This window comes from Macromonas nakdongensis (assembly GCF_002837145.1).
GTDB lineage: Bacteria > Pseudomonadota > Gammaproteobacteria > Burkholderiales > Burkholderiaceae_C > Macromonas_B > Macromonas_B nakdongensis.
Genome location: NZ_NWMV01000045.1, coordinates 1 through 12566 on the forward strand (window position 1 = coordinate 1; position 12566 = coordinate 12566).

Consider the following 12566-nt stretch of genomic DNA (forward strand, 5'->3'; position numbering starts at 1 on the left):
TGAAACCCGGGGCGGTTCACTCATCGGATTTCAACGCTTTGGAGAGCTCGCCCGCGGTCGCCTCAATCACGATGGTCTTCGTGGTGTCGCAGTCCAGGAAGTCCGGCTCCGTGAAGGAGAACCAACGGGATGAGAGCGTGGCTTCGACAGCGTCGAGGAGCGTCGAGGAGCGTCGAGGAGCGTCGAGGAGCGTCGAGGAGCGTCGATTTTCCCGAGTCTCCCGCGCCGATGAGGCAGCAGAAAGGCGAGCCGGGCTTCCAGTTGAGAGTGGCGATACCTCGAAAGTTCTGGATCCTGAGCTGTCTGATCTGCATGGACTCCCTTTCCGCGCCGGGGTGCTGACTCTTGCATTACGGCTTCAAGATAGTATGCCACTCAAGCCACTCAAGGCATATGTAGCTTCTGAATCGCATACTTGCCGTTGCCATGTACCACCATCACAATTCGTCTGAATGAACGGTTCCGGAATTGACACAAGCGCCCTGCTGACAATGCTGGGCCTAATCGCTGCAGTTTGGGCGTTAGTTCCTTCCACTGCCAGGCTGAGCTTCCAACTCAGTTTGTCGCGGTTGGATTGGGCAATTATCTGGGGCGCGCTGTTCGCAATCCACGTTCTGTATTTCGAGCCTGTGCTGCGTGACCGAGGACTTTATTGGGTCATTGGACCGTGGCGCTGGGGCTTCGACAAAGGAGGAGCGCAGTACCTGCTCTTTCTGGCACTCGCAGGATTCGTCTACCTGCGGTCGCGTCGAACGCGATTGAATCGCAGAAACCTTCCCCTCTTTGAGAAGTTGGCAACCTCATTGCTCCATTCCCGTAAGTTTGAGGAGCTAGCAACCCTTCTAGATCACCATCTCGAAGCGACGATGGCTTTTGCAAATGCGGATAGCATTAGTGGCCGAGTTGCGACTTGGCTGCAGCCGCCTCTGCTTCCAATCGTCTTGGACAAGGGTGAAGACGGGCAAATCACGATTCGTTCTGCAAGCCAGAGCAGACTTGCTCTACTTGGAAGTTGGCTTAGAACAAGAGCGGCGAGAGCAATTGGCCCGGCTCAAGGTCCACGCCAACGAGCCCGGACGGTCGTTCGGACATTGCTTTCATCTAGAGATTTCGTTGCCTATTTGGCATTGGCTAGGCCCTACCTGTGCCTCAACGTGGCAGAGCGGGCGGGAATGATCCTCGAGGAATTCGAGGACGAGTTCTTCGAGGCATTGCTGGCCAATGAAAGCAGCGTCATTTACTCCGAGTTGAAGAACAGCCAGAACCTCACTGGCGGAGCTGGGCACCGGCTTGCAATTCCGGAGGAGAATCGGCTGTTAGCGTTCTACCTCAAGGACGTAACAGTCGCAGCCAAGCTTGGTGTGTACCGCTCCGTGGGTGAAGCTGTCTTGTCGCGGATCGACGCCGACGATGCGTTGCTCGCCAAGTTGAACGGCCCATTGTTCACATACCCAGAGGCTGGCAAGTACCGCTGTCCGGTTTTCGCTGGGATCAGCTTCTTCGGAATCATGATCCTCGAAGGGCTGCATCAACGCCTCCCTGATCACCTTTGGCTTCACTATTTCCCTCACTTCAGCCGTAAGCTTGTATCGCGAGCCAGGGATCTTCGGTCAGACGACCAGAATCATGAGTTCCCGACGCCTCTCTGCTACTTGCTCTACGAACTGGTCGCTTCCACCAGGGATTGGATAGACGACGGAATCCCGCTTACCGAAGGGGATGCGTTGGTTGACCCCGATGCGCGTGACGGTATGCACATCCTCATCTCGTTTGAGGCCGCCCAGGCAATGGGTCGAATATTGGAGCCAATATTGTGTTCGCCTCAACTCACGCAAGGCTTGAAGGTTGAGCTATTGACGATGACGATGCGGACGCTTGCAGAACTACGCCACTATCCACGGCTTGCTCGACTCGAATCAGCACTGCGTGAAAGCTTGATTACGCCATATGACACTTCAATCAATGCCAGCTATGTGAAAGAGCTTCGAATAAGCTTTGATGAGGTGGATCACATACTAAGGGCCGAGTTGCAGAGCTTCGACCTTGCGTTGACGGAGGCCGAGGATAAGGCGCGGGGTTTGTAGGTGTTTGATGCTGAGACCGTCGCAGTCATGTTTTGTCCGAACGAGCATCAGGCGCAGAACGGCTTGTTAAATTGGTCAGTTTGATGGTCCTGCACTGCGGTTCAACATCGACTCTCAGTCCAAGGGAGGCGGGACCGGTTGGCAGCAATGCGACCGAGACCGTGAGTTCGGTGTTAGCGGTTGACCGACAGCAATCGCTGCAGACTTGTCGTTGATTGATAGCTATACACCCAAACTTGGGACTGGACTTGAACAGTCAAGCGAGAGGCAGCACCCTATCCGGTGAAAACTTCACCAAAAGCGACACTGGGTTTCAGAGGGGGTAGAGAAAGTAGCCGCTACCGCGTTGCAGCTAGGTGCTGCCGAGCAGGGCCAGAGAGCGATTGCAGGCCGCTCTTACCTGGGAAAAAGAGCAAAAGCCCCAGTAAAAAAGCCCCCGCAATGCGGGGGCTTTGACTTACTGGCGGAGTGAGAGGGATTCGAACCCTCGATGAGACTCTACATCCCATACTCCCTTAGCAGGGGAGCACCTTCGGCCACTCGGTCATCACTCCGTAAGCTCGTATTATGCCCCAAAACCGGGGCCCTCCTTCAGGCCTTGGCCAAAGAATCGACCGGCTGGTCCAGGGCAAACTCGCGGTGCAAGCCGCGCACCGCCAGCTCCATGTACTTCTCGTCGATCACCACCGAGGTTTTGATTTCGGAGGTGGAAATCATCTGGATGTTGATGCCCTCTTCGCTCAGGCAGCGGAACATGCGGCTGGCCACACCCACGTGGCTGCGCATGCCGATGCCGACGATGCTGACCTTGCAGATCTTGGCATCGCCCAGCACCTCAGCGGCGCCCAGCTTCGGCGCCACTTCGCCTTTGAGCAGGTCCAGCGTCTTGGCCAGGTCGTTGCGATTGACGGTGAAGCTGAAGTCGGTCTTGCCGTCTTTGCTGATGTTCTGGATGATCACGTCCACTTCGACGTTGGCCGCGGCCACGGCGCCCAGAATCTGGAAAGCGATGCCCGGGGTGTCGGGCACGCCCAGCACAGAGACCTTGGCTTCGTCGCGGTTGAAGGCAATGCCGGAAACGATGGCTTGTTCCATTTGTTCGTCTTCCTCGAAAGTGATCAGGGTGCCCGAGCGGGCTTCTTCGTTCAGGTCGATGTCCCAGGGCGTGAAGCTGGAGAGCACGCGCATCGGCACACGGTATTTGCCGGCAAATTCCACCGAGCGGATTTGCAGCACCTTGGAGCCCATGCTGGCCATTTCCAGCATTTCCTCGAAGCTCACGCGCTCCATGCGGCGGGCCTCGGGCACCACGCGCGGGTCGGTGGTGTAGACGCCGTCCACGTCGGTGTAGATCAGGCACTCGTCGGCCTTGATGGCGGCGGCCACGGCCACGGCCGAGGTATCGGAACCGCCACGGCCCAGGGTGGTCACGTTGCCGCCCTCGTCGATGCCCTGGAAGCCGGTGATGATGACCACCTTGCCGGCGTTCAACTCGCCCTTGACGCGGACGTCGTCGATCGACTCGATGCGGGCCTTGGTGTAGGCGCTATTGGTCTTGATGGGGACCTGCCAGCCGGAAAAGCTCACCGCGTCCAGGCCTTCGGCCTGCAGGGCAATAGCCAGCAGCGCCGAGGAGGCCTGCTCGCCGGTGGCGGCCAGTTGGTCAAGCTCGCGGCCATAGGCATCGCCCGGCTTGGCCGGAGCCAGTTCCTTGGCCAGGCCCAGCAGGCGGTTGGTTTCGCCGCTCATGGCGCTGGGAACCACCACCATCTGGTGTCCGGCGCGGTGCCACTTGGCGACGCGTTTGGCCACGTTGCGGATGCGCTCGGTCGAGCCCATGCTGGTGCCGCCGTATTTGTGAACGATCAGTGCCATTGAATCAGGGAGAGGTACGCGCCGGTGTAAGGATTTTTCGCGCTGCCGGCGGCCAAACGCAAAACCGCAGATTATAAATCTCGTGCAAACACGAGCACCGCCCCCTGGCGCTGCACGCGGCCATCGGCCACTTTCAGTTGGATGCGGTGGCCGCGCGTGGCGCAGGCCGCCAACTGGTCCAACAGCTCGAGCAACTGGGCTTCGCTCGGGGCCACGCCCCAGCCCTGGCGCAACCAGTGGCGCAGCAGGTTGGCCTGGCGGTCGCGACCGAGGCGCCGCACGGCGGCGATGGCGGGGGGCTGGCCCACGGCCTGCAAGTCCTGTTCGGCCACCTCGGCCAGCACGCGCTGGGCCTGGGCCAGCGCGCGGGCACTGCGACCGAAGGTGTCCAGGCTGGCGGGGAAAGCCTCCAGCAAGCCGGGCACCAGCCGGGCGCGGATGCGGTTGCGGGTGTAGCGTTCATCCTGGTTGCTGGGGTCTTGCACGTGCGCCACGCCCTGCGCGGCCAGTTCGGCGCGCAGCACGCGGCCGTCGGTGTGCAGCAAGGGTCGCCCAAAGCGCACGCCGTGGCGCTCCATCGCCTCGGGCATGCCGGCCAGGCCGGGCACACCGGCACCGCGCGTCAGGGCCAGCAGCACGGTTTCCACCTGGTCCTGGGCGTGCTGGCCCAGCAGCACCCAGTCAACTTGGTGGGCCTGCGCCAGGCGTGCCAGCTCGGCGTAACGCGCTTGGCGTGCGGCATCTTCTGGGCTCTGGCCAGGGGCGTGGCCCGCTTGCACCCGCACCAGCCGCAAAGGCACGCCCAGGGCCGCACAGGTCTGCACCACGTGGTGGGCAAAGTCGTCGGCCACGGCCTGCAGGCCGTGGTGGATGTGAAAAGCCTGCACCTGGCCGGGCCACAGGCGCTGCGCCGCCCACAACAAGGCAGTGGAATCGGCGCCGCCGCTGTAGGCCACCGCCCAGGGCTGCGCGCCCCCAGCGTCGAGCATGGGCTGGCGCGCGGCCCAGGCCCGCAGCGCCGTTTCGGCCGCAGGAAGGCAGGCCCCGGCCATGCCGCGGTCAGCCGCGGCGGCCTTCGGCCTTGGTGTCGGTGAAGCGGCCGTAGCCGTTCAGGCGCTCGTGGCGGCGGTCGATCAGGTCCTTGACCTTGAGGTCGGCCACCTGGCGGTAGGCGTCGTTCAGGGCGCGCTTGAGGTAGGCGGCCATCTGCTTGTGGTCGCGGTGGGCGCCGCCCACGGGTTCGTTGACGATCTTGTCCACCAGGCCCAACGCCTTCAGGCGGTGCGCGGTGATGCCCAGGGCCTCGGCGGCGTCGCTGGCGCGGTCGCTGGTCTTCCAGAGGATGGAGGCGCAGCCTTCGGGGCTGATCACCGAATAGACGGAATACTGCAGCATCAGCACCTGGTCGGCCACGGAAATGGCCAGGGCCCCGCCGGAGCCGCCTTCGCCGATGATGGTGGAAACGATGGGCACTTCCAGCTGCGCCATCTCGAGGATGTTGCGGCCGATGGCTTCAGACTGGCCGCGCTCCTCGGCGTCGATGCCGGGGTAGGCGCCCGGCGTGTCCACGAAGGTGAAAACTGGCAGCTTGAACTTCTCGGCCAGCTTCATCAGGCGCAGCGCCTTGCGGTAGCCTTCCGGGCGGGTCATGCCGAAGTTGCGGGCGGTGCGCTCCTTGGTGTCGCGGCCCTTCTGATGGCCGATCACCATGCAGGGCTGGCCATTGAAGCGGGCCAGACCGCCGACGATGGCGAGGTCGTCGGCAAAATGCCGGTCGCCGTGCAGCTCAACGAAATGGGTGAAGATCTCGTTGACGTAGTCCAGCGTGTAAGGCCGGTCGGCGTGGCGGGCGATCTTGGTGATCTGCCAGGGCGAGAGGTTGCTGTAGATGTCCTTGGTGAGCTGCTGGCTTTTCTTGCTGAGCTGGTCGATCTCGTCGGAGATGTCCACCGCGGATTCGGACTGCACGTAACGCAGTTCTTCGATCTTGGTTTCGAGTTCGGCAATGGGCTGCTCGAAATCCAGAAAATTCTTTTTGGCCAAGGCAAAACTCCTGTGGTCTTTATAGGTCAGTACGCCACCGGTACCGGGTCCAACGAGCGCCAAATATACCAAGTCGCCACGCTGCAGTACGGGGCCCAGGCGGCGGCCACTTCGCGCGCGTCGCTGCGGCTGACCGGGTCGCCGGAAAAATAGCCCTGGCTGATGCCGCGGATCAGCCCCACGTCGTCGAGCGGCAGCACGTTGGGCCGCATCAGGTAGAAGATGAGGAACATTTCGGCGGTCCAGCGGCCAATGCCCCTGATCGCCACCAGCTGTTTGATGATGGCTTCGTCGTCCTGGTCCTGCCAGGCCTCGGGGCGCAGGCTGCCGTTGTCGAAATGCAGGGCCAGATCGACCAGGTATTCGACCTTGCGCGCGCTCAGGCCGGCGGCGCGCATGTCGTCCACCTTCAGGCGCAGCAGTTGGGCCGGCTCCATGGCGGGCATGAGGGCGGCAAAACGGTTCCAGACCGCCTGTGCGGCCTTGACCGAGATCTGCTGGCCGATGACGCTGCGCGCCAGGGTGGTGAAGGGGTCGCCACGGGACTGCAGGCTGACATCGGGAAACTGCGGGATGAGCTTGTTCATCACGCGGTCGCGCTGCATCAGGTGCTCGCAGGCGGCGGCCCAATACGGGGGTGCGGAAACGGTCATGTCTGCGGCTCAGGCCCGTTCCCAGGTGGTGCCGCTGGGGCTGTCCTTCAGCACCACGCCCTGTTCGAGCAGGGCTTTGCGGATGGCGTCGGCCTCGGCCCAGTTCTTGGCGGCCTTGGCTGCGGCACGGGCGTCGATCTGGGCCTGGATGGCGGCTTCGTCCAGCCCACCCGTGGCACTGCCGCCTTGCAGGAAGGCCTTGGGCTCTTCCTGCAGCAGGCCCAGGGTGGCGCCCAAGGCCTTGAGCAAACCGGCCTTCTCGGGCGAGCGGCCGCGATTGACCTCGCCGGCCAGCTCGAACAGCACAGCCACGGCCTCGGGGGTTCCAAAGTCCTCGTCCATCGCGGCCTGGAAGCGCGCGGCGTGCGGCTCGGTCCAGTCGATGGCCACATCGGCGGCAGGCACCGAGTCCAGCGCGGTGTACAGGCGCTTCAAGGCGGCCTTGGCGTCGTCCAGGTGGGCGTCGCTGTAATTCAAGGGGCTGCGGTAGTGGGCGCGCAGGATAAAGAAGCGCACGGTTTCGGCGTCATACTTGGCCAGCACCTCGCGGATGGTGAAGAAGTTGCCCAGGCTCTTGGACATCTTCTCGTTGTCCACCCGCACAAAGCCGTTGTGCATCCACACCGTGGCCAGCGGCTGGCCGGTGGCGCCTTCGCTCTGAGCGATCTCGTTTTCGTGATGCGGGAACTGCAGGTCGGCCCCGCCGCCGTGGATGTCGAAGCTCTCACCCAGCATCTCGCAGCTCATGGCCGAGCATTCGATGTGCCAGCCCGGTCGGCCCAGGCCGTAGGCGCCGTCCCACTTGGCCTCGTCGGGCTCGCTGGCCTTGGCCGCTTTCCACAGCACGAAGTCCAGCGGGTCCTGCTTGCCGTCGTCCACCGCCACGCGCTCGCCGGCGCGCAGGTCGTCCAGGCTCTTGCCCGACAGCTTGCCGTAGCCGGCGAACTGGCGCACGGCGTAGTTCACGTCGCCGTTGGGGCTGCGGTAGGCCAGGCCTTTGCGCTCCAGCTGGCCGATCAGGCTCAGCATCTGGGGCACAAACTCGGTGGCACGAGGCTCGAAAGTCGGGCGTTCGATCTTGAGCGCGTCGGCGTCCTGGTGCAGGGCGTCCACCATGCGGTCGGTCAGGGAACGGATGGTTTCGCCGTTTTGGAGGGCACGGGCGATGATCTTGTCGTCGATGTCGGTGACGTTGCGCACGTAGGTGACGCGGTAGCCGCTGGCCTTGAGCCAGCGCTGCACCACGTCGAACGCGACCATGGAGCGCGCGTGGCCCAGGTGGCACAGGTCGTAGACCGTCATGCCGCAGACGTACATGCGGACGTGGCCAGGCTCCAGGGACGTGAACGCGTCCACGCGGCGCGTGAGGGAGTTGTAAATGCGCAAAGTCATGGGGAGCTGGGGGTGAAAGACCCCTCAGATACAATCTTTTCAGTATATCGGCGCCGTTGCCCGGCGTGTTGTCGCGGGCAGCGGTCGGTCGCGAAGGACGCGTATTGTGCACGTTCGCGCCGCGCCCACCGCGCTTTTTTTGCGAACAGCCATGACGCCCCACCGCTTCCTCTCCCCGCATTCCCCCCGCCCCGCCACCGGCACACCGCTGGCGCCTGTCGCCCCGCACCGCGCCTGGGCCACGGGCCTGCGCCACGGCTGCGCAGCCCTGCTGCTGGCCGCCACCGGCTGGGGCCTGCCCGCCGTCGCCCAGGACGCCCCCTACGACGAAATCCAGCGCTTGATGAACGCCGGCCAGCTGCCCGAGGCCCTGCAACGCGCCGACGCCTGGCTGGCCGAACGCCCGAAAGACCCCCAGGCCCGCTTCCTGAAAGGCATGGCGCAAAGCCGGCAAGGGGCCACCGAAGACGCCTTGGCCACCTTCGAGGCGCTCGTGCGCGACTACCCGGAACTGCCCGAACCGCACAACAACCTGGCCGTGCTGCACGCCGGCGCGGGCCGGCTGGACCAAGCCCGTGCCGCGCTGGAAACCGCCATCCAGCTCAACCCGAATTACGCCACCGCCCACCAGAACCTGGGCGATGTGTACCTGCGGCTGGCCACCCAGGCCTACCGCACCAGCCTCAAACTCAGTCCCACGGCCAACGTGCACACCCGCCTGCAGGCGCTGGACGCCCTGACGGCACCGCCCGTCCCCAAGCGCTGACCCGCCCCTTTGGAACCGCCGCCATGAACCGCCGCCACCTCCTGTCTGCCTGCGCGACCGCCCTCTTGCTCGCCCAGGGCCATGCCCACGCCCAGGCCGCCCCCCGCGTCAAACTTGACACCAGCCACGGCGCCATCGTGCTGGAACTGGCCGCCGACAAGGCGCCCAAATCCGTGGACAACTTCCTCGAATACGTCAAAACCGGCCACTACGACGGCACCGTCTTCCACCGCGTGATCGACGGCTTCATGCTCCAGGGCGGCGGCTTCACCGCCGACATGGTGCAGAAACCCACCCGCGGCCCAATCCCGCTGGAATCCCGGAACGGCCTGCGCAATCTGCGGGGCACCGTGGCCATGGCCCGCACCATGGTGCCGGACTCGGCCACCGCGCAGTTCTTCATCAACGTTAAAGACAACGACTTCCTTGACGCGGCGAACTCGCGCGACGGCCACGGCTACGCCGTGTTCGGCAAAGTCGTCAGCGGCATGGACGTGGTCGACAAGATCCGCGCCGTGCCCACGGGCAGCCGCGGCGGTCACCAGAACGTGCCCAGCACCCCCGTCACCATCCTCAAAGCCACATTGGAGAAATGAACATGGCCAACCCCCAAGTCGAACTGCACATCACCGGCCACGGTGTCATCACCCTGGAGCTGGACGCCGAGAAGGCGCCCAAGTCCACCGCCAACTTCCTGGCCTACGTGAACAACGGCCACTACAACAACACCGTCTTCCACCGCGTGATCGACGGCTTCATGATCCAGGGCGGCGGCTTCGAGCCCGGCATGAAGCAGAAGCCCACCGGCGCCGAGATCGAGAACGAGGCCAACAACGGCCTGAAGAACGCCAAGTACACCGTGGCCATGGCCCGCACCCAGGCGCCCCATTCCGCCACGGCGCAGTTCTTCATCAACGTGGCCGACAACGGCTTCCTCAACCACACCGCACCCTCGCTGCAAGGCTGGGGCTATGCCGTCTTCGGCAAGGTGGTGGGGGGCACCGAGGTGGTGGACGCCATCCGTGGCGTCAAGACCGGCCGCAAGGGCTTCCACGACGACGTGCCCGTGGCCGACGTGGTGATCGAAAAGGCGGTCGCCCTCTGAGCACCGCACGCGTCGCAGCGCCGCCCGGCTGGCGCCGGGTGGACTTCATCTCGGACCTGCACCTGAACGCGGACGAGCCGGGCACGGCCCAGGCCTGTCTGCGCTACCTGCAGACGACCGACTGCGACGCGCTCTTCATCCTCGGCGACCTGTTCGAGGTCTGGGTGGGCGACGACGCGCTGGACGCGCCCGACCACCCGGAGCGGGCCTTTGCCCGCACCTGCGTGGACGCCTTGCGCGCCTGCGCCAGCCAGCGCCCGGTGCACGTGATGCACGGCAACCGCGACTTCCTGCTCGGCCCGGCCTTCCACCAGCGCAGCGCCACCCGGCCCCTGCCCGACCCCTGTGTGCTCGACTGGCATGACCGGCGCTACCTGCTCAGCCACGGCGATGCCTGGTGCCTGGACGACCACGAGTACATGCGCTTTCGCGCCCAGGTGCGCACCCGCGCCTGGCAAACCGAATTTCTGGCCCAGCCCCTGGACGTGCGCGAACAACTGGCGCGGCGCCTGCGCCAGGACAGCGAAGCGCGCAAGGCCCAAAGCCGGGCCGGGGCTGGGGCCCCCACCTTCGCCGGCTACGCCGATGTGGACACCCCGACCGCGCGCGACTGGCTGCAGCGCACCGGTGCCCGTGTGCTGATCCATGGCCACACCCACCGCCCGGCCGACCACGACCTGGGCGACGGCCTGCACCGCGTGGTGCTGAGCGACTGGGACGCCGCCGCCCACCCGCCCCGCGGCGAGGTGCTGCGCCTGCACGCCGACGGCCATTGGGACCGGCGGCCCTGGGTCGCCTGAGCCCGGCCTGGGACGGCCCCGCGCGATGTCTGCCCCCACCTCACCTGCGAACTGGTTCGGCCGCCTGTGGCAACGCTGGCGACGCCAACCGTGGTGGCGAACACTGGCGGGCCGCTGGCACACGCCACCCGACATCCCCGAGGGCTTGTGGCAGCACGTGTTGCAAGCCCACCCTTTTCTGGCCGATCTGTCCACCGCGGAGCAGGCCGCGCTGCGGCAGTTGTGCCGGCACTTCATTGCCCACAAGGAATTCCACGGCGCCCAGGGCCTGCACATCACCGATGCCATGGCCGTGACCGTCGCCGCCCAGGCCTGTCTGCCCCTGCTGCACTGGGGCTTGCCCGGTCTGACGTGGTACCGCGACTTTGTCGGCATCGTCATCCACCCGGGCGAGGTGCTGGCACAGCGCCAGGTGACCGATGCGGCCGGCGTGGTGCACCACTACGCCGAAGCCCTGCTGGGCGAAGCCATGCACGGCGGGCCGGTGATGCTGAGCTGGTCGCACGTGCGCGGCCACCCCGACGCCGCGCGGGCCGGACACAACCTGGTGATCCACGAATTCGCGCACAAGCTCGACATGCGCCACAAGGCGCACGACGAAACCGCCGACGGCTGCCCCCGCCTGCCCGCGGCCTGGCCGGGCCTGACGGCCGGACAGGCCCGGGCACATTGGCGCCGCACCCTGTACGGTGCCCACGCCAACTTCCAGCGCGCGGTCGAAATGGCCGACCGCTTCGGCGCCCCCGCCCCTTGGCTGGATGCCTACGGCGCGCAATCGCCGGCCGAGTTCTTTGCCGTGGCCTGCGAAGCGTATTTCGTGAACCGGCCCCGCTTCGGTGAGGCTTTTCCCGAACTGCTGCCGCTGTTCGACGCCTTCTTCAGGCGTCCCGCGGTCAGCGGCGCAGCAGCACCTTGAGCGCGGCCTGAACGCGGCGGGCCAGCGCCTCGTCGTGGGCGCTGGCCAGCACCTGGGCGGTGTCCTTGACCCAGGTGTCGGCCGGGGCCGGGTCGTGGCGGCGCGTCAACAGCTGCAACTGCAAGGCGCGGCGGGCTTCCAACTGGTCGGCTGGGGTGGGCACCTCGGCGGCCATTTCCAGGCGCAACAGGCTCTGGGCCGCCTGCTGGGCGACCGCAGACGACGCGGGCTGCGACAGGGCCTGGACCCAGGCCGCGCGGCCGGCGGCCGCGGCACGACCGCCCAAAGCCTGGGCCGCGGGCACGGCCTCGGCGTTGCGCTGTTGCCAGGCCGACAACAGTTGGGTCAGGGCCTCGCCGTGGGCCTGGGCGGCGAGCTTCTTCAGGGCCAGTTCGGCGTGCTCCAAGGCCTGGCGCTGGGCGCGGAAAGCCGCATCTCCCAAACGCGGGCCCCGGGCCTCGAAGCCGGGCCGGTCGCCGTAAGGGGCGCGGCCTTCGCGGCCGTCCCGACCCGGACGGGCATCGCGGCGCTCGCCCGGGCGGGCGTCGCGGCCGGCCGCGCGCAGTGCCGGGGTGGGCTGGGTCTTGTTCATGCCGGGGCGGTCGTCACCGCGCATGGCCACCAGCTTGCGAGCCGGCGTTTCGGACAGGGCTCCATCGGCAGCCGCCGGCTCGTTCGGGCTGGGTGCGGCTTCGGCCGAGGTCACCTGGGCGGCCGCAGGCACCACGGCGGCCTGTCCACGGGCGGCAGCCTGCAAGGCCTCCATGGCGGCGCGGATCTGCTGCACATCGCCGCTGGCGTTGGCCGCGTCCAGCGCCTTGGCGGCGGCCAGCACGGCCTGGTCGTGGGCGCTCACCGCGACTGCGGTTTTTTCGCGCTCGGCGGTCTTGCGCTCGAAGGCTTCGTCGAGGGGTTTGCGGAAAGCCTCCCAC

At 65.8% G+C, this 12566-nt stretch carries 11 protein-coding genes, 1 tRNA gene and 1 pseudogene; 6 read left to right on the forward strand and 7 right to left on the reverse strand.

Translation table 11 applies throughout. From position 1 onward, the window contains the following. Positions 1-452: 452 nt before the first annotated feature. The gene (locus CON77_RS15140) at positions 453-2084 is read left to right on the forward strand and encodes a hypothetical protein (RefSeq protein ID WP_157826873.1); all 1632 of its coding nucleotides are present in this window, start codon (positions 453-455) and stop codon (positions 2082-2084) included. Between the two features lie 461 nt (positions 2085-2545). Here the strand turns inward: CON77_RS15140 and CON77_RS07430 are convergent. The 6 genes from CON77_RS07430 to cysS all read right to left on the reverse strand — a co-directional run bounded on the left by CON77_RS07430 (position 2546) and on the right by cysS (position 8047). After that, a tRNA-Ser gene (locus CON77_RS07430) sits at positions 2546-2638 on the reverse strand. 37 nt (positions 2639-2675) lie between these two features. Continuing rightward, positions 2676-3959 carry an aspartate kinase gene (locus CON77_RS07435; protein ID WP_101048542.1) on the reverse strand — a complete coding sequence of 428 codons (1284 nt, stop codon included), beginning with the start codon at positions 3957-3959 and terminating at the stop codon, positions 2676-2678. A gap of 71 nt (positions 3960-4030) precedes the next feature. Next, entirely contained in the window at positions 4031-5011 is a 981-nt protein-coding gene (gene tilS, locus CON77_RS07440; protein WP_101048543.1) for a tRNA lysidine(34) synthetase TilS, read from the reverse strand. A 7-nt stretch (positions 5012-5018) separates the two neighbouring features. Beyond that, positions 5019-6002 (reverse strand): acetyl-CoA carboxylase carboxyltransferase subunit alpha, encoded by a 984-nt coding sequence (locus tag CON77_RS07445; RefSeq protein WP_101048544.1) that lies wholly within the window; start codon positions 6000-6002, stop codon positions 5019-5021. A gap of 26 nt (positions 6003-6028) precedes the next feature. Then, positions 6029-6655: a DNA-3-methyladenine glycosylase family protein gene (locus CON77_RS07450; RefSeq protein WP_101048545.1), complete on the reverse strand. Its 627-nt coding sequence runs from the start codon at positions 6653-6655 to the stop codon at positions 6029-6031. A 9-nt stretch (positions 6656-6664) separates the two neighbouring features. Continuing rightward, positions 6665-8047, reverse strand: a complete 1383-nt coding sequence (gene cysS, locus CON77_RS07455) for a cysteine--tRNA ligase (RefSeq protein WP_101048546.1) — start codon at positions 8045-8047, stop codon at positions 6665-6667. A 151-nt stretch (positions 8048-8198) separates the two neighbouring features. Between cysS and CON77_RS07460 the strand changes: the two genes are divergently transcribed. From CON77_RS07460 to CON77_RS07480, 5 genes are read left to right on the forward strand one after another with little or no spacing between them, the layout of a single operon-like run. After that, positions 8199-8813 carry a tetratricopeptide repeat protein gene (locus CON77_RS07460; RefSeq protein WP_101048547.1) on the forward strand — a complete coding sequence of 205 codons (615 nt, stop codon included), beginning with the start codon at positions 8199-8201 and terminating at the stop codon, positions 8811-8813. A gap of 23 nt (positions 8814-8836) precedes the next feature. Continuing rightward, positions 8837-9409: a peptidylprolyl isomerase gene (locus CON77_RS07465; RefSeq protein WP_101048548.1), complete on the forward strand. Its 573-nt coding sequence runs from the start codon at positions 8837-8839 to the stop codon at positions 9407-9409. A 2-nt stretch (positions 9410-9411) separates the two neighbouring features. Then, on the forward strand, positions 9412-9918 hold the full coding sequence (locus tag CON77_RS07470) for a peptidylprolyl isomerase (protein ID WP_101048551.1): 507 nt from the start codon (positions 9412-9414) through the stop codon (positions 9916-9918). A gap of 38 nt (positions 9919-9956) precedes the next feature. Continuing rightward, positions 9957-10718 (forward strand): UDP-2,3-diacylglucosamine diphosphatase, encoded by a 762-nt coding sequence (locus tag CON77_RS07475; RefSeq protein ID WP_369407347.1) that lies wholly within the window; start codon positions 9957-9959, stop codon positions 10716-10718. Positions 10719-10743: 25 nt separating this feature from the next. After that, complete coding sequence (locus tag CON77_RS07480) at positions 10744-11634, forward strand: M90 family metallopeptidase (protein WP_101048549.1); 891 nt, start codon at positions 10744-10746, stop codon at positions 11632-11634. Here the strand turns inward: CON77_RS07480 and CON77_RS07485 are convergent. Then, positions 11612-12566, reverse strand: a pseudogene (locus CON77_RS07485) (DUF349 domain-containing protein); the annotation flags it as partial. The gene CON77_RS07480 and the pseudogene CON77_RS07485 sit on opposite strands and share 23 nt — an antisense overlap.

Coding starts and splice junctions, on each gene's coding strand:
- CON77_RS07480 (WP_101048549.1), top strand. CDS start 10,744: ATGTCTGCCCCCACCTCACCTGCGAACTGGTTCGGCCGCCTGTGGCAA.
- CON77_RS15140 (WP_157826873.1), top strand. CDS start 453: ATGAACGGTTCCGGAATTGACACAAGCGCCCTGCTGACAATGCTGGGC.
- CON77_RS07470 (WP_101048551.1), top strand. CDS start 9,412: ATGGCCAACCCCCAAGTCGAACTGCACATCACCGGCCACGGTGTCATC.
- CON77_RS07465 (WP_101048548.1), top strand. CDS start 8,837: ATGAACCGCCGCCACCTCCTGTCTGCCTGCGCGACCGCCCTCTTGCTC.
- CON77_RS07435 (WP_101048542.1), bottom strand. CDS start 3,959: ATGGCACTGATCGTTCACAAATACGGCGGCACCAGCATGGGCTCGACC.
- cysS (WP_101048546.1), bottom strand. CDS start 8,047: ATGACTTTGCGCATTTACAACTCCCTCACGCGCCGCGTGGACGCGTTC.
- CON77_RS07450 (WP_101048545.1), bottom strand. CDS start 6,655: ATGACCGTTTCCGCACCCCCGTATTGGGCCGCCGCCTGCGAGCACCTG.
- CON77_RS07460 (WP_101048547.1), top strand. CDS start 8,199: ATGACGCCCCACCGCTTCCTCTCCCCGCATTCCCCCCGCCCCGCCACC.
- tilS (WP_101048543.1), bottom strand. CDS start 5,011: ATGGCCGGGGCCTGCCTTCCTGCGGCCGAAACGGCGCTGCGGGCCTGG.